This window comes from Streptomyces sp. DSM 40868, assembly GCF_011820545.1.
In the GTDB taxonomy this organism is placed as follows: domain Bacteria; phylum Actinomycetota; class Actinomycetes; order Streptomycetales; family Streptomycetaceae; genus Streptomyces; species Streptomyces eurythermus.
Genome location: NZ_CP050504.1, coordinates 5,669,278 through 5,685,486, shown reverse-complemented (window position 1 = coordinate 5,685,486; position 16,209 = coordinate 5,669,278). Strand labels below are relative to the sequence as shown.

Genomic DNA, 16,209 nt, shown 5'->3' with positions numbered 1-16,209 from the left:
CATGAGCCGGAAAACGGATACGGGTCGAGGGAGACATACCGCGCGCGGCTGTCGCGTACCGCCCGAAAAGACGGCCTTTAGGGGGACGCGTCATCCGATTGCAGGCACCCGGCGCCCGGCCACTGATGATCTTGACCATCCAGTGCAATAGATCTTCGCGTAACGATGCCGAAACGTTGGATTGGGACGGGGTGATGTACGCATGTCGACACTCCACCGTCCGCATATCGAACTCGTTGCCCGTTTCGCGCAGTTGGTCCGATGTGAAGCACAGATTGATTACGGCGCGCTACCCGCGTAGCTACGGAATGATCAAGGGAGAGTAAAGAAGGTAAAGAGAAAACCAAGGCGGCCGAGAATTTATTGACCTTGAATGAATTGCGTTGAAAAAGTCCGGCGTAGCCCGTAGGGGAGCGCCCTGCGGAGCCTTGACCCACAAGGCACGGAGCATCATGACCCCCGCAACCCCTTCCCCGGCCGCCCCGCTCGAGGTGACCGACGAAGACAGCGCCGCATCGGCGAAGCCCGCCACCCCCAAGGGCACCGAAAGCCGCTCTCCGGGACGGCTGGCCTGGATCCGCTTCAAGCGGGACCGGACGGGCGTCATATCCGCCTTCGTGGTGATCCTCTTCTTCGTCGTCGGCATCCTCGCCCCGCTCATAGCCAAGCTGTACGGCAAGGACCCGTACACCACCTACGGCATGAACATCCCGGGCCTGCTGAACGAGTTCAACTACCCGGTCAAGCCCAACGGCGGCATCAGCTCCGACTTCTGGTTCGGCATCGAGCCGCAGCTCGGGCGGGACGTCTTCACCTTCCTGCTCTACGGCATCCGCAACTCGCTGCTCATCGCGACCGCGGCCGCCCTGCTGACGACCCTGCTCGGTGTCGTCGTCGGCGTCACCGCCGGTTACCTCGGCGGCAAGACGGACTACTTCGTCGGCCGGGTCATCGACATCCTGCTGGCGTTCCCGCAGACCCTCTTCTTCATCGCCTTCTGGCCCGTGGTGATGGCCATCTTCGTCTCGCCGGAGGAGAACACCCCGGTCTGGCTGACGGTCACCAGCCTCATCCTCGTGATGACGGCCTTCGGCTGGGCCTCCATCGCCCGACTGCTGCGCGGCGAGGTGCTCGCCCTGCGCGAGCGGGAGTTCGTGGAGGCGGCCAAGGTCACCGGCGCGTCCCCGGCACGCATCATCTTCAAGGAACTGCTGCCCAACCTCTGGACGCCGATCCTGATCCAGTCGACGCTGCTGCTGCCCGCGTACGTCACGGCGGAGGCGGGCCTCGCCTTCCTCGGCGTCGGTCTGACGGACCCCACCCCCGACTGGGGCGTGATGATCCAGAACGGCGCCAAGGTGTACCAGGACGACATCACCTTCATGCTCTTCCCGGGCCTGTCGATGGTGGTCTTCGTGGTCGCCTTCAACCTCCTCGGCGACTCGGTCCGCGACGCCCTGGACCCCAAGACCAAGCGCTGATCCATCCCCGGCCACGGCGACGGGGCCCGGCCGGGGTCCCAGCACCACTTCGTTCCTCCAGCAGAACAGGCCAGCCATGTCCTTTTCCCGCAGAAACTTCCTGATCGCCACCTCTGTCGCGGCCGCGGGCTCGACGGTGCTGTCCGCGTGCAGCAGCGGTGACGCGGGCGGCAGCGGTACCCCGAGCGCCGGCGCCACGGAGTACACCGGCGCCAAGGTCACCATCGGCACCCAGGCCGACTCCACCGGCCCGGCCCCGGAGATCCCCGGCGCGAAGACGGGCGGGACCATCTACGGCCTGGCCCCGGACGACTTCTCGCACCTGGACCCGCAGCGCATCTACTACGCGTACAACTCCACCGTCGCGAACGTGCTGCACCGCTGCCTGACCGGCTACAAGATCGACGCGTCCGGCAAGCAGAAGCTGGTCGGCGACCTGGCCACCGACACCGGCACTCCTTCCGCCGACAACAAGACCTGGACCTTCACGCTGAAGGAGGGTCTGAAGTGGGAGGACGGCAGCGAGCTGACCGTCGAGGACGTCCGCCACGGCATCGAGCGCTCCTGGGCGCCGTTCATCACCGAGGGCGCCGACTACGTCCAGCGGGCGCTGACCGGCAAGGCCGGCAAGTGGCGTGACGGCTACGAGGGCCCGTACAAGGGCAAGCACCTCGACTCGATCGTCACCGACAAGGCGAAGCGGACGATCACGTTCAAGCTGGCCGAGGCCAAGCCGGACTTCAACTTCACGCTGGCGATGCACTCCTACGCCCCGGTGCCGGCCAAGCTGGACACCAAGGAGAAGTACGACAAGAAGCCCGTCGCCTCCGGCCCGTACATGGTCAAGGCGCACACCACCGACAAGTCGATGGTGCTGGTCCGCAACAAGCACTGGGACCCGAAGACCGACCCGATCCGCAACGCCTACCCGGACGGCTTCGAGTTCCGCTTCGGTGTCGAGACGCTGGACGGCGTCGACCGCCTCATCGCCTCCCAGGGCAACGACGCCTACGCCGTGTCCATCTACAAGGGCGTTCCGGCCGAGCGCATCCAGAAGGTCCTCACCGACCCGGACCTGAAGAAGCGCACCTTCAACGGTCTGCTCACCGGCACCTACTTCTACTGGATCAACACCAAGCGGGTCACCGACCTGAAGGTCCGCCAGGCCCTCATCCACGCCTGGCCGCTCCAGCAGATCCGGCAGATCTACGGCGGCCCGTCGGCCGGCGACTTCGCCACCTCGGTCCTCAGCCCCGACATCATCGGCTACCAGAAGACCGATGTGTACGGCAAGCTGAAGAAGCCGCAGGGCGACCCGGAGGCCGCGAAGAAGCTGCTGAAGGAGGCCGGCAAGGAAGGCCAGAAGATCGTCTACGCCTTCCCGAACGACCCGACCTACAACAAGACCAAGGTCGTCATCGAGAACGCGCTCAAGGCGGCCGGCTTCACCCCGGTCATCAAGCCGATCGACTCCACGTCGTACTACGACCAGGTCCAGCAGGTCGACAACAGCTACGACGTGATGTGGGGCGGCTGGTCCCCCGACTGGCCGACCGCCTTCACGATGATCCAGCCGCTGCTGGACGGCGAGGCCATCGGCAACGGCAAGAACAACGTCTCGCAGACCAACGTCGACTGGATCAACGAGGGCATCAAGAAGAACGCCGTCATCCCGGACCAGGACGAGGCCGGCAAGGCCTGGGCCGCGCTCGACAAGCGGATCATGGAGGAGGTCGCCCCGCTCATCCCCGAGACGTACCAGCGCCGCTTCTACGTCTACGGAAACAAGGTCGGCGGCGCGCAGTTCGACCCGAACTTCTCCGCCACGCTGCTGTACAAGACCTTCGTCAAGGCCTGACGTACGGCCCCCTAGGCGGGGCGGCCCCGGTGCCGCCCCGCCGTCTCTCCCCCCTACGGCATCCGTCAGGAAATCCCAACTGCCATGTTCCGCTTCCTCGTCCGCCGGATCCTCGGCGCCGCGGTGATTCTGCTGATCATCAGCGCCCTGGTGTTCGTCCTGTTCTACGCCGCTCCGCGCGACCCCGCCCGCATCGCCTGCGGCAAGGTCTGCACCCCGGAGACCCTGGAGTTGGTGAAGAAGAACCTGGGGATCTCCGATCCGCTCCCCATGCAGTACTGGGAATGGCTCAAGGGCCTGTTCGTGGGGCGGGACTACACCTCGTACGGGCACTGCGACGCGCCCTGCCTGGGCTACTCGTTCCAGAGCCGTGAGCCGGTGCTGGACACCATCCTGGACCGCTTCCCCACCACCATCTCCCTGTCCCTCGGCGCCGCCGTGGTCTTCCTGATCTTCGGTGTCGGCACCGGCATGCTGGCCGCCGTCAAGCAGGGCAAGGCGCTGGACAAGATCGCCAGCTCGGCCTCGCTGATCGCGTCCTCGATGCAGATCTACGTGGTCGGCGTGTTCGCCACCTACCTCCTGGTCGACCAGCTGCACCTGCTGGACCGGGCCAGCTACACGCCGTTCACCGACAACCCCGGCAAGTGGTTCTCCGGCCTGCTGGTGCCGTGGCTGGTGCTGTCGCTGATCTTCACCGCGAACTACACCCGTATGACCCGTTCGCAGATGGTCGAATCGCTCACGCAGGACTACGTGCGCACCGCCCGCGCCAAGGGCCTGTCCCGCCGCACGGTGTTCTTCCGGTTCGCCTGGCGCGGCGCCATGGGCCCGATCATCACCATCTTCGGCCTCGACCTCGGTGTGCTGCTCGGCGGCGCGATCATCACCGAGTCGACCTTCAGCCTCCAGGGCCTCGGCATGCTCTCGGTGAAGGCGGTCGGCACCAACGACCTGCCGATCCTGCTGGGCGTCATCATGGTCGCCGCCGCCGCGATCATCGTGTTCAACATCATCGTGGACGCCGTGTACGCCATGATCGACCCGCGCGTGCGCCTCGCCTAAGGAGAGACCCATGAGCACCCCCTTCCTCTCCGTCCGCGACCTCAAGGTGCACTTCTCCACCGAGGACGGCGTCGTCAAGGCCGTCGACGGGCTCTCCTTCGACCTGGAGAAGGGCAAGACCCTCGGCATCGTCGGCGAGTCCGGCTCCGGCAAGTCAGTCACCAACATGGCGATCCTGGGCCTGCACGACCCGCGCAACACCGCCCTCGACGGCGAGATCCTGCTCGACGGCAAGGAGCTGGTCACCGCCACCGAGAAGGAGCTGGAGCAGCTCCGCGGCAACAAGATGTCGATGATCTTCCAGGACGCGCTGGCCTCGCTGTCGCCGTACCACACCATCGGCGCGCAGATCGGCGAGACGTACCGCAAGCACACCGGCTGCTCCAAGAAGGAGGCCCGGGAGCGCGCGGTCGAGATGCTCCGCCGGGTCGGCATCCCGCAGCCCGACGTCCGGGTGGACGACTACCCGCACCAGTTCTCCGGCGGTATGCGCCAGCGCGCGATGATCGCCATGGCGCTGGTGTGCGACCCCGAGCTGCTGATCGCCGACGAGCCGACCACGGCCCTCGACGTGACGGTCCAGGCGCAGATCATGGACCTGCTGAAGGACCTCCAGCAGGAGTTCGGCACCGCGATCATCTTCATCACGCACGACCTGGGCGTCATCGCGGACATCGCGGACGACGTGCTGGTGATGTACGGCGGCCGGTGCGTGGAGCGCGGCACGAAGAAGGAAGTGCTCCAGACCCCGCAGCACCCGTACACGCTGGGGCTGCTCGGTTCCATGCCGAGCCTGGACGGACCGGTCGACGTACCGCTGTCGCCGATCCCCGGCTCGCCGCCCTCCCTGCTCAACCCGCCGTCCGGCTGCCGCTTCCACCCCCGGTGCGCGTTCGCCGACCAGGTGGCCGGCGGGCGGTGCTCCAGTGAGCGGCCCGCGCTGGAGTTCGTGGACGGGCGGGCCGCCGCCTGCCATCTGACGCCGGAGCAGAAGCGCGAGTTGTTCTCCGACTACGCCGCGGCCCGCACCCACTGACGGTCTTCAGACGGGACTTCACCACCATGAGCAGCACCACCCCCCTCCTGGACGTCTCCGGGCTCACCAAGCACTTCCCGATCAAGGGCGGCTTCCCCATCAAGCGGACCGTCGGCGCCGTCCAGGCCGTCGACGGGCTGGACTTCCAGGTCGCCGCGGGCGAGAGCCTGGGCCTGGTCGGCGAGTCCGGCTGCGGCAAGTCGACCACCGGCCGGCTGATCACCCGCCTGCTGGAGCCGACCAGCGGCAAGATCACCTACCAGGGCCAGGACATCACGCACGCCGGCCGCAGGGACCTGGCGCCGATCCGCTCCGAGATCCAGATGATCTTCCAGGACCCGTACGCCTCGCTGAACCCGCGGCAGACGGTCGGCAAGATCATCTCCGGGCCGATGGAGATCAACAACATCAACCCGGAAGGCGGCCGGGAGAAGCGGGTCCGCGAACTCCTGGAGATCGTCGGTCTGAACCCGGAGCACTACAACCGATTCCCGCACGAGTTCTCCGGCGGCCAGCGCCAGCGCATCGGCGTGGCCCGCGCCCTGGCCCTGGAGCCGAAGCTGATCGTCGCCGACGAACCGGTCTCCGCCCTGGACGTCTCCATCCAGGCCCAGGTCGTCAACCTGCTCCAGAAGGTGCAGCGGGAACTCGGCATCGCGTTCGTGTTCATCGCCCACGACCTGGCCATCGTCCGGCACTTCTCGCAGCGCGTCGCCGTGATGTACCTCGGCAAGATCGTGGAGATCGCCGACCGCGAGGACCTGTACGGCAACCCGCGCCACCCCTACACCCGGGCCCTGCTGTCCGCCGTGCCCGAGGCGACGGTGGAGGAGGAGCCGCGCGAGCGCATCCGGCTGACCGGAGACGTCCCGTCGCCGATCAACCCGCCCTCCGGCTGCCGCTTCCGCACCCGCTGCTGGAAGGCGACCGAGAAGTGCGCGTCGGAGGCGCCGCCGCTGGTGCGGGTGGAGGGCAACCGGGACGGTCACCTCACGGCCTGCCACTACCCGGAGACGGCGGACACCGTGCCCGCCCCGCGTCTTTCCAAGGACCCCGAGGCGGCGGCCTGACACACCCCTTTCCGTCAGCCGCCCCCTCGCGGAGCGGACTTTCACCGGCCCATTGACCCGAGCCCATGAACGTCCGGTCCAGGGGACGAGGGCCCGTGCCTGCCCAGGCGCGGGCCCTCTTCCGTGCTCCACCGGTTCGCGTCACCGAACACCAACTCCAGTTGTTTTGAAGGGATTACAAGTACGCCCTTCCCGACCCATCGTTCAGTGCGGTGTGTCACACTGCCGCGGTGGTGGACCAAGCCTTTGCCGATCCCTCGCTCGCCGCGCTGTACGACAGCCTCAACCCCTGGGGACCGGGTGACGACTTCTACCTCGGGCTGCTGCGGGAGGCCGGCTCCGTGCTGGACATCGGGTGCGGCACCGGACGGTTACTGCGGCGGGCCCGGGCCGAGGGACACCGGGGACGGCTGATGGGCCTCGACCCCGCCCCCGCCATGCTCGTCCAGGCCCGCCGGGCGCGGCCCGACGTCGAGTGGGTCCTCGGCGATGTCCGGGTACGGCACTGGCGGCAGGAGTTCGACCTGGTCGTCATGACCGGCCACGCCTTCCAGGAACTGCTGACGGACGACGACATCCGGACCTGCCTGCACGCCGTCCACGCCGCCCTCCGCGGCGACGGCCGTCTCGTCTTCGAGACCCGCAACCCCGCCGCCCGCCCCTGGGAGCGCTGGACCCCGGACCGGGTGCACGAGATCACCGCTCCCGACGGCACCCCGGTGCGGGTCTGGCACGAGACGCCCGGCACCGGCCCGGAGCGGGGCCGGGTGCGCTTCACCGAGACCTACGCGGGCCCGCACTGGCCGGCCCCGCGCTCCGTGCACGGCGTCCTGCGCTTCCTGGACGCCACGGCACTGGAGGGCTTCCTCGCCGAGGCGGGCCTGACGGTGGCCGCGCGGTACGGCGACTGGGACCGGTCCCCGCTCACCCCCACGGCCCCGGAGATCATCACGGTGGCCCGCCGGGCCTGAGCGGGTCGTCCGGGCCGCGGTCAGTCCCCCAGTTCCTCCTCCAGCGCCGTCAGGGCCGGGTCCAGCACGATGTCCTCGGCCCGGGCCCCGGTGGTCGGTTCCTCCGGGAAGTGGCAGGCCGTGAGGTGGCCGTCCCGGTTGCCGTCGAGCCGGACCAGCGGAGGCTCCTCGGTCGCGCACTTCTCCTGTGCTTTCCAGCAGCGGGTGCGGAAGCGGCAGCCGGAGGGCGGGGAGATGGGGGACGGGACGTCACCGGCCAGCCGGATCCGCTCGCGCCGGGGCGCCTCGCCCTCCGTCAGGGTCACCTCGGGGACGGCGGAGAGCAGGGCGTGGGTGTAGGGGTGGCGCGGACGGGTGTAGATGGAGTCGCGGTCGCCCACCTCGATGATCTTGCCCAGGTACATGACCGCCACACGCTGGGAGAAGTGGCGGACCACTGCCAGATCGTGGGCGATGAACAGGAACGCGATGCCGAGTTCCCGCTGCACCTTCTGGAGCAGGTTGACGACCTGGGCCTGGATGGAGACGTCCAGCGCCGAGACCGGCTCGTCCGCCACGATCAGCTTCGGCTCCAGTGCCAGCGCCCGCGCGACTCCGATGCGCTGGCGCTGGCCGCCGGAGAACTCGTGCGGGAACCGGTTGTAGTGCTCCGGGTTGAGGCCCACGATCTCCAGCAGTTCGCGGACCCGCTTCTCCCGGCCGCCTTCCGGGTTGATGTTGTTGATCTCCATCGGCCCGGAGATGATCTTGCCGACCGTCTGCCGCGGGTTCAGCGACGAGTACGGGTCCTGGAAGATCATCTGGATCTCGGAGCGGATGGGGGCGAGCTGCTTGCGCGTGGCATGGCTGATGTCCCGGCCGCGGTAGGTGATCCTGCCGCCGGTCGGCTCCAGCAGGCGGGTGATCAGCCGGCCGGTGGTCGACTTGCCGCAGCCGGACTCGCCGACCAGGCCGAAGCTCTCCCCCGCGTGGACGGTCAGGTCCAGCCCGTCGACGGCCTGGACGGCGCCGACGGTCCGCTTGATGGGGAAGCCGCCCTTGACGGGGAAGTGCTTGACCAGCCCCGAGACTTCCAGCAGGGGTTCCGGCGGCGTGTCGGCGGTGGCCTCGCGGGCGGCGGGGAGGACCAGGTCCTCTTTCATGTTGTCCTCCTAGCCCAGTCGGGGCCTGATCTCTTCGGCGAAGACGGTGCGTTTCTGTTCGGCGTCGAGGTGGCACGCCGAGGAGCGGCCCGGTGCCAGGGCGGGGCTCTCGGTGACGCAGCGGTCGCCGCCGACCCGGTCCCGGAAGGCGCACCGGGGATGGAAGCGGCAGCCGGACGGCGGGGTGAGCAGGGACGGGGGCGTCCCGGGAATGGGTTCCAGCGGGGTGGCGAGGTCGGAGTCCAGCCGGGGCATGGAGTTCAGCAGGCCCCAGGTGTACGGGTGCCGCGGCGTGCGGAGCACCTCGTCGACCGTGCCGCGCTCCACCGCGCGCCCGGCGTACATGACCATGATGTCGTCGGCCATGTCGGCGATGACCCCGAGGTCGTGGGTGATGAAGACGATCGCGGTGCCGAACTCCCGCTGGAGGTCCTTCAGCAGATCCAGGATCTGGGCCTGCACGGTCACGTCGAGGGCCGTGGTCGGCTCGTCGGCGATCAGCAGGTCCGGGTCGCACACCAGCGCCATGGCGATCATCGCGCGCTGGCGCATGCCGCCGGAGAACTGGTGCGGATAGTCCCGGGCGCGCTCCTTCGGGTTCGGGATGCCGACCTTGCCGAGCATCTCCACGGCACGTTCCCAGGCGGCCTTCTTCGAGGCGCCGGTGTGCTTCATGTACGGCTCGGCGATCTGCCGGCCGACGGTGTAGAAGGGCGACAGCGCGGTGAGCGGGTCCTGGAAGATCATCGCCACCCGGTTGCCGCGCAGCTTCTCCAGTTCCTTCTCGGTGGCGGTGATCAGCTCCTTGCCGTCCAGGAGGATCTCCCCGTCGACCGTCGTGAACAGGGGGTCGTGCAGCCCGAGGACGGTCAGGTTGGTGACCGACTTGCCCGAGCCGGACTCGCCCACGATGCCGAGGGTCCGGCCGCGGTCGACGTCGAAGGAGAGCCCGTCGACGGCCTTCACCGGGCCGTCCTCGGTGGAGAACGTCACCTGGAGATCGCGCACCGAGAGGAATCCGCCCGGCCCGGCCGGGGCCGGGGCTCCCTCGGCCTTGGTCACTGTGGTCACGATGGCTGGTCTTCCTAGGAGAGCCGGATGCGCGGGTCGATCCACGCGTAGGTGATGTCGGTGAGGATGTTGATGAGCAGGATGAAGAAGGCGCCGAACAGCATCACTCCCATCGTCAGCGGCAGGTCCTTGTTGACCGCGCCGTCCACGGCGAGCCGGCCGATGCCCTGGAGGGAGAAGGTCAGTTCGGTGACGACGGCACCGCCCAGCATGGAACTGACGTCGATGGCGAGGATGGTCACGATGGGGATGAGCGAGCCGCGCCAGGCGTAGCGCAGGAAGACGTACCCGCGGGACATGCCCTTGGCGCGGGCGGTGCGCACATGGTCCTCGGCGAGCTGCTCGATCATCGACGAGCGCGCCATACGGGTGTACTGCGCGGTGAAGATCGTGGCCAGTACACAGACCGGGATCGCCATGCCGGCGAACCAGCCGACCGGGTCCCGGGTGAGGGGCACGTACTTGGGGTCCTCCAGCCAGCCGGTGCTGTAGACGAGGACGGTCAGCACGAGCGGGCCGAGGAAGTAGATCTGGAAGGAGCTGAGCACCATGGAGGTGCCGGTGGCGACCTTGTCGACCAGGGTGCCGCGCCGGTAGGCGGCGATCATGCCGGCGCCGATCCCGACGAGGAGGAAGACCACGGAGGCGCCGGCGGCCAGGGTGAGGGTCAGCGGGAACCGGTCCATGATGGTGCTCCAGACCATGTCCCCGGAGTAGAACGACACCCCGAGGCAGGGGGCCGGGCAGTGACCGGTCGGGAAGTCCCGGCCCGTCACGATGCCGGACATGAACTCCCAGAACTGCCGGGCCAGGGGCAGATCGAGGCCGAGGGCCTCCCTGATGTCCGCCAGCCGCTGGGGCGAGCAGTCCTTGCCGCAGGCCAGGGAGGCGTAGTCGGAGGGGGCGGCCACGAAGAGGAAGAACGTCGCCGCCCCGATGAGGACGAGCGTGACGAAGGCGCCGACCGTGCGCCGGATGATGAACTGGACCATGGCGGGCTGGCTGCTCCTGCGGAGACGGTGGATGGGCCGGGGCGGCCGGTGACGGGGGCGCCCGTTTCGCCGCGCGCCCCCGTCACCGGCCGTGGATCACGACTTCAGGTACAGCCGGGTGATGTCGATGAGGCTGGACTCCGTGCTGTAGCGGGCGCCGCCCACGTTCGAACCGGCGAGCTGGAACTGCTTCGTGTACCACAGCGGGGCCGCCGGGAGGACGTTCTCCAGCAGGTAGTGGTGGGCTTCCTTCCAGGTCTTGGCGGCCTCGGCGGGCGCCTGGGTGAGCGCCTTCTTGATGAGGGCGTCGACCTTCGGGTCCTTCACGTGCGAGTAGTTCGCGGAGCCGTCGAAGACCTGCGAGCCGTCGTAGATCGGGGTGACGACCGTGCCCGGGGACGGCCAGTCCTGGCCCCACCCGGAGATGTACATGTCGTAGGGGTTGTCGAGCTTGCCGATCTGCTCGTAGTAGCTGGCCGAGTCGACCTCCTTGGCGACGACGTCGAAGCCGGCCTTGCTCAGCGCGTCCTCGACGGCGACCTTGCGCCGCTGGCCCTGCTCGCTGTTGGCGTAGGCGAAGACGAGCTTCTTCTCGGCGGCCGGGACGTCCTTGAGGATCTCCTTGGCCTTGGCGACGTTGCCCTGCGGGGTCTTCAGCCGGCCGTAGGGGTCGTAGGCGGGCTCGTAACCGGGCAGCGTCGGTGCGAAGAGGTTGGGCGCGACGTCACCGCCGTAGGCGCCGCCCTCGCCGGCGATGAGGGACTTGGAGTTGACCGCGTAGGTGGCGGCCTCTCGGACCTTCTTGTTCTTGACCCGGTCGAGGTTGAAGGTCAGCGACATGACGTACGGCTGGTAGCCCTTGACCGTGCGCTTGCTGGCGTCCGGGTTCTTGATGACGTCCTGGATCTGGGTGGCGTCGACGCCGCCGGTGAGCTGGATGGCGTTCTTGTTGTCGCCCTCGTCGGCGATCAGCCGCTTGGTCTGGGTGGACTCGGTGACGCCGAACTGGAAGGTGAAGCCGTCGACGTACTGGTGGCGCACGGAGTCGCTCTTCGGGTCCCAGTGGGTGTTGCGCACCAGCTTCAGGGTCTTGCCGACCTTGTTCTCGGCGATCTTGTACGGGCCGGTGGCCACCGGCTTCTTCTCGTACCGCTCCTTGGTGTCGCCCTTGGCGGGGACGACGGCGTAGCCGGCCATGGCGAGCGTCTGCGGCAGGTCCGGGCGCGGCTGGCCGAAGTGGAAGACCACCGTCTTGTCGTCGGGGGTGTCCAGCACCGAGGCCGGCAGGTGCTTGCCGTCGAAGCCGCCACCGGGCAGCGCCTTGCGGTAGTCCGCGCCGCTCAGCCAGGTCTGCACGTAGGTCGGGCCGTCGAAGATGAACTTCGCGTACTGCCGCTCGATGGTGTGCCGGATGTCGGCCGAGGTGATCGGGTTGCCGTGCTCGTCCTTGATGCCGTCCTTCAGGGTGAAGGTCCAGGTCCTGCCGCCGTCGGAGGACTTGCCGGAGTCGGTGGCGAGGTCGCCGACCACCGAGACGTTGCCCCGGTCGTCCTCCTGGAACTGGGTCAGGCGGCGGAAGAGCAGATAGGCGACCTGGCGGGAGTCGGAGACGTAGATCTGGCCGGGGTCCAGGTGGGACAGGCCGGATTCCTGGTAGACGGTGATCGTGCCGCCGGACTTGGCGCCGGGCAGGTCCTTGGCGGGGCCGGTCGATGCCGCGGCGTCGGCGTAGACGACCGGCTGGGACTGGACCGCCGCCTCCTTCTGGTCCTTCTTGGAGTCCGTGCCGGATTTACCGCCCTCGTTCTTCGAGCAGGCCGTGAGTGCGAGGGAGCCGGCCGCGAGGGCGATCACGACGGCACGCGCTGCGCGGGCACGCTGAGACATCATGTGGGCTGTCCACCTACCTGTCGGGTCTGTTATCCGTGAGATCTGCCGGGCGCCGGCCGTGCGGGCCGGCGGGGGCGGCAGCCACCCCCCACCCAACGGACGTGCTAACGCCCGGACTTGGGGTCGAACGCGTCCCGTACGGAGTCCCCGAGGAGGTTGAAGCACAGGACGAAGATCACCAGCGCCACCCCGGGGAAGAACATGAACGCCGGGTCCTGCTCGGCGTACCGGGCGCCGGCGGCGAAGAGGCGTCCCCAGTCGGGCGTCGGCTCCACGAAGCCGACCCCGGCGAAGGACAGGAAGGCGATGCTGAGGATGGTGCTGGGCAGCTGGTACGTGAACTGCACCAGGATCGGGGTGACGACGTTGGGCAGGATCTCCTTGCGCACGATCCGCCAGGGCGAGGCGCCCGAGACCCGGGCCGCCTCCACGAACTCCCGCTCCCGCAGGGAGAGTACGGTGGAGCGCACCAGCCGGGCCATGCCCATCCAGCCCAGCAGCCACAGCACGATCAGCATCGCCACGGCGCGGAAGTAGGTCGGCGTCTCCTCGCGCGGGTCCACGAAGAACGACGTCACGACGGGCATGAACGCGATGAAGAACAACTGCTGGGGAAAAGAGAGGAAGAAATCGGTGCCGCGGCCGATCCAGTAGTCCGTACGGCCGCCGAAGTAACCGCCGACCAGGCCGATCACGACCCCGGTGAACATGATGAGCACGGTGATGCCGAGCGCCATGTACAGGGAGGTGCGCATTCCGTACAGCAGCATGGCGAACAGATCACGGCCGTACTGCGGCTCGACGCCGAACCAGTGCTCGCCGGAGACGCCCCCCAAGTAGCCGAGCGGAAGCCCGAATTCGTCGAGCACGGGATGGTCGGCGTAGGTGGGATCCTGGCCGTAGAGGGTGTACGGATCGGTGCCGGGCAGCTTCGCCAGCAGCGGCGCGAGCAGTGCGACGACGAAGTAGCCGATCACCACCACGGCGCAGATCACGCCGGTGCGGTCGCGTCTGAAGCGCAGCCACATCAGCCGGCCCGGCGACCGGCCCGCGAGTTCGACGGCCTGGGTCCCTGGCGCCGGCGGTAACGCGCCGGAGACGACGGCCGACGCCCCGCCGCCCTCTGTTTCGATAGGACTTGTCACGGTTCGTCCGTTTCACAGGTATGAGTGTGAGAGATACCCGGGTACTCCGAGGACGCGCGTGACCGCGGTCGGACGCGCGTGATGACTGGGGTTCCCTCCTCATGACTTCACGTGTTCACCAACAGGAGGGGGTTTCCGTCCACCCTCCGACACCCCTGACGGAGGGTCAGACACCCCCTGGTGCTCGTGAGTCGGGCACTGTCCCCACAGTGCGAGACCCATTGACCCGAGCGCTACGCCGCTAACTATCTGCCATGGGTCGACTACCGACCACCGCTCGTAGATCTCAATTCAGTCACAGCTCACGCGTAGACCTTCCAAAATCTGGACAAACTGTTCGCCGGAAGAAGGCGCGAAACGGACTTGTTACATGGCTATCGGGCACCGATCACCGCATGTCGGACATCGGGCCCCCGAAAACGGGTTGCAAAAAGCCCGGGTGCCCCCATGGCGGGGGCACCCGGGCTCAAGTGCCGGGAGATCAGCCGTGCTTGGCGCGGCTCGCGGCGCGGGCGCGGTCACGCTGGTCGAGCACGACCTTGCGGATGCGAACGGCCTCCGGGGTCACCTCGACGCACTCGTCGTCGCGGCAGAACTCCAGCGACTGCTCCAGCGACAGCTTGCGCGGCGGCACGATCGACTCGGTCACATCGGCCGTCGAGGACCGCATGTTGGTGAGCTTCTTCTCCTTGGTGATGTTGACGTCCATGTCGTCGGAGCGGGAGTTCTCACCGACGATCATGCCCTCGTACACCTCGGTGCCCGGCTCCACGAAGAGCACGCCGCGCTCCTGGAGGTTCGTCATCGCGAACGCGGTGACGGCACCGGCGCGGTCGGCGACCAGGGAGCCGTTGTTCCGGGTCTGCAGGGTGCCGAACCAGGGCTCGTGGCCCTCGTGGATGGAGTGGGCGATACCGGTGCCGCGGGTCTGGGTCAGGAACTCGGTACGGAAGCCGATCAGACCGCGGGACGGCACGACGAACTCCATGCGGACCCAGCCGGAGCCGTGGTTGGACATGTTGTCCATGCGGCCCTTGCGGACGCCCATGAGCTGCGTGACCGCGCCCATGTGCTCCTCGGGCACGTCGATCGTCATGCGCTCGACCGGCTCGTAGACCTTGCCGTCGACCTCCTTGGTGACGACCTGCGGCTTGCCGACGGTCAGCTCGTAGCCCTCCCGGCGCATGGTCTCGACCAGGATGGCGAGCGCCAGCTCACCACGGCCCTGGACCTCCCAGGCGTCCGGGCGCTCGGTGTCGAGCACCCGGAGGCTGACGTTACCGATCAGCTCGCGGTCCAGGCGGTCCTTGACCTGGCGGGCGGTGACCTTGCGGTCCTTGACGGCCGCCTTGTTGTCGGCGCCCTTGCCGGTGGCACCCCGGCCGACCAGCGGCGAGGTGTTGGTGCCGATCACCATGGAGATGGCCGGCTCGTCCACCGTGATCAGCGGCAGCGCGACCGGGTTCTCCGGGTCGGCCAGGGTCTCGCCGATCATGATGTCCGGGATGCCGGCGACCGCGCAGATGTCACCCGGGCCGGCCTTCTCGGCGGGCTTGCGGGTGAGCGCCTCGGTCATCATCAGCTCGGAGATCCGCACGTTCTGCACGGAGCCGTCGCGCTTGATCCAGGCCACGGTCTGGCCCTTGCGCAGCTCGCCCTGCTCGACCCGGAGCAGCGCGATACGGCCGAGGAAGTTGTCGGCGTCGAGGTTGGTGACGTGGGCCTGGAGCGGGGCGTCCTCGTCGTAGGTGGGGGCCGGGATGTGCTCCAGGATCGTGGAGAAGAACGGCTCCAGGCTGTCGCTGTCGGCCGGGACGGTGCCGTCGGCCGGCTTGGTCAGCGAGGCGACGCCGTCACGGCCGCAGGCGTAGACGATCGGGAACTCGATCTGCTCCTCGTCCGCGTCCAGGTCGAGGAAGAGGTCGTAGGTCTCGTTGACGACCTCGTCGATCCGGGCGTCCGGGCGGTCCGTCTTGTTGATGCACAGGATGACGGGCAGGCGCTGCTGGAGCGCCTTGCGCAGCACGAAGCGGGTCTGCGGCAGCGGGCCCTCGGAGGCGTCGACGAGCAGGACGACACCGTCGACCATCGACAGACCACGCTCGACCTCGCCGCCGAAGTCGGCGTGGCCGGGGGTGTCGATGATGTTGATGGTGATCGGGTCCCCGCCGTCCTTCGGGTGGTACTTGACCGCCGTGTTCTTGGCGAGGATCGTGATGCCCTTCTCACGCTCCAGGTCGTTCGAGTCCATCACCCGGTCGTCGACCTGGTCGAGCTGATGGGCGGCGAAGGCACCGGCCTGCTTCAGCATGCCGTCGACGATGGTGGTCTTGCCGTGGTCGACGTGGGCGACGATGGCGACGTTGCGGATGTCGTGGCGCGTGGCCATATTGTGGCGTACTCCCGGAGTGTGCGGTCTGCCCTGCGCGTACGTCCGTGTCGCGCGGGCCCTGCCGGGCTGGACACGCCACGGCCTCACCCCATGGTA

At 68.1% G+C, this 16,209-nt stretch carries 12 protein-coding genes; 6 read left to right on the top strand and 6 right to left on the bottom strand.

The window, feature by feature from the left end:
* Positions 1-452 precede the first annotated feature (452 nt).
* From HB370_RS25975 to HB370_RS25950, 6 genes are all read left to right on the top strand, one after another.
* Positions 453-1,481, top strand: a complete 1,029-nt coding sequence (locus tag HB370_RS25975; RefSeq protein ID WP_030778916.1) for an ABC transporter permease — start codon at positions 453-455, stop codon at positions 1,479-1,481.
* Positions 1,482-1,557: 76 nt separating this feature from the next.
* Positions 1,558-3,339 carry an ABC transporter substrate-binding protein gene (locus HB370_RS25970; protein ID WP_030778914.1) on the top strand — a complete coding sequence of 594 codons (1,782 nt, stop codon included), beginning with the start codon at positions 1,558-1,560 and terminating at the stop codon, positions 3,337-3,339.
* Between the two features lie 84 nt (positions 3,340-3,423).
* On the top strand, positions 3,424-4,404 hold the full coding sequence (locus tag HB370_RS25965) for an ABC transporter permease (protein ID WP_030778912.1): 981 nt from the start codon (positions 3,424-3,426) through the stop codon (positions 4,402-4,404).
* Between the two features lie 10 nt (positions 4,405-4,414).
* Complete coding sequence (locus HB370_RS25960) at positions 4,415-5,440, top strand: ABC transporter ATP-binding protein (RefSeq protein ID WP_030778910.1); 1,026 nt, start codon at positions 4,415-4,417, stop codon at positions 5,438-5,440.
* Between the two features lie 26 nt (positions 5,441-5,466).
* Positions 5,467-6,510 (top strand): dipeptide ABC transporter ATP-binding protein, encoded by a 1,044-nt coding sequence (locus tag HB370_RS25955; protein ID WP_167513024.1) that lies wholly within the window; start codon positions 5,467-5,469, stop codon positions 6,508-6,510.
* 230 nt (positions 6,511-6,740) lie between these two features.
* Positions 6,741-7,481 carry a class I SAM-dependent methyltransferase gene (locus tag HB370_RS25950; RefSeq protein WP_030778908.1) on the top strand — a complete coding sequence of 247 codons (741 nt, stop codon included), beginning with the start codon at positions 6,741-6,743 and terminating at the stop codon, positions 7,479-7,481.
* A 20-nt stretch (positions 7,482-7,501) separates the two neighbouring features.
* On the opposite strand, the gene HB370_RS25945 is transcribed toward HB370_RS25950, so the two are convergent.
* The 6 genes from HB370_RS25945 to typA form a co-directional block, all read right to left on the bottom strand.
* Positions 7,502-8,623, bottom strand: a complete 1,122-nt coding sequence (locus HB370_RS25945) for a dipeptide ABC transporter ATP-binding protein (RefSeq protein WP_167513023.1) — start codon at positions 8,621-8,623, stop codon at positions 7,502-7,504.
* A 9-nt stretch (positions 8,624-8,632) separates the two neighbouring features.
* Positions 8,633-9,694, bottom strand: a complete 1,062-nt coding sequence (locus HB370_RS25940; protein ID WP_030778904.1) for an ABC transporter ATP-binding protein — start codon at positions 9,692-9,694, stop codon at positions 8,633-8,635.
* 14 nt (positions 9,695-9,708) lie between these two features.
* Positions 9,709-10,686 (bottom strand): ABC transporter permease, encoded by a 978-nt coding sequence (locus HB370_RS25935; protein WP_030778902.1) that lies wholly within the window; start codon positions 10,684-10,686, stop codon positions 9,709-9,711.
* Between the two features lie 96 nt (positions 10,687-10,782).
* Positions 10,783-12,576: an ABC transporter substrate-binding protein gene (locus HB370_RS25930; RefSeq protein WP_030778900.1), complete on the bottom strand. Its 1,794-nt coding sequence runs from the start codon at positions 12,574-12,576 to the stop codon at positions 10,783-10,785.
* Positions 12,577-12,680: 104 nt separating this feature from the next.
* Positions 12,681-13,721, bottom strand: coding sequence for an ABC transporter permease (locus HB370_RS25925; RefSeq protein WP_030778898.1), 1,041 nt, complete (start codon positions 13,719-13,721; stop codon positions 12,681-12,683).
* A gap of 481 nt (positions 13,722-14,202) precedes the next feature.
* Positions 14,203-16,110 (bottom strand): translational GTPase TypA, encoded by a 1,908-nt coding sequence (gene typA / locus HB370_RS25920; RefSeq protein ID WP_030778896.1) that lies wholly within the window; start codon positions 16,108-16,110, stop codon positions 14,203-14,205.
* Positions 16,111-16,209: the final 99 nt, after the last annotated feature.

What these genes read in the sequence shown, in the direction of transcription:
- HB370_RS25975 (WP_030778916.1), top strand. Translation starts at nt 453, where the DNA reads ATGACCCCCGCAACCCCTTCCCCGGCCGCCCCGCTCGAGGTGACCGAC.
- HB370_RS25970 (WP_030778914.1), top strand. Translation starts at nt 1,558, where the DNA reads ATGTCCTTTTCCCGCAGAAACTTCCTGATCGCCACCTCTGTCGCGGCC.
- HB370_RS25965 (WP_030778912.1), top strand. Translation starts at nt 3,424, where the DNA reads ATGTTCCGCTTCCTCGTCCGCCGGATCCTCGGCGCCGCGGTGATTCTG.
- HB370_RS25960 (WP_030778910.1), top strand. Translation starts at nt 4,415, where the DNA reads ATGAGCACCCCCTTCCTCTCCGTCCGCGACCTCAAGGTGCACTTCTCC.
- HB370_RS25955 (WP_167513024.1), top strand. Translation starts at nt 5,467, where the DNA reads ATGAGCAGCACCACCCCCCTCCTGGACGTCTCCGGGCTCACCAAGCAC.
- HB370_RS25945 (WP_167513023.1), bottom strand. Translation starts at nt 8,623, where the DNA reads ATGAAAGAGGACCTGGTCCTCCCCGCCGCCCGCGAGGCCACCGCCGAC.
- HB370_RS25935 (WP_030778902.1), bottom strand. Translation starts at nt 10,686, where the DNA reads ATGGTCCAGTTCATCATCCGGCGCACGGTCGGCGCCTTCGTCACGCTC.
- HB370_RS25930 (WP_030778900.1), bottom strand. Translation starts at nt 12,576, where the DNA reads ATGATGTCTCAGCGTGCCCGCGCAGCGCGTGCCGTCGTGATCGCCCTC.
- typA (WP_030778896.1), bottom strand. Translation starts at nt 16,110, where the DNA reads ATGGCCACGCGCCACGACATCCGCAACGTCGCCATCGTCGCCCACGTC.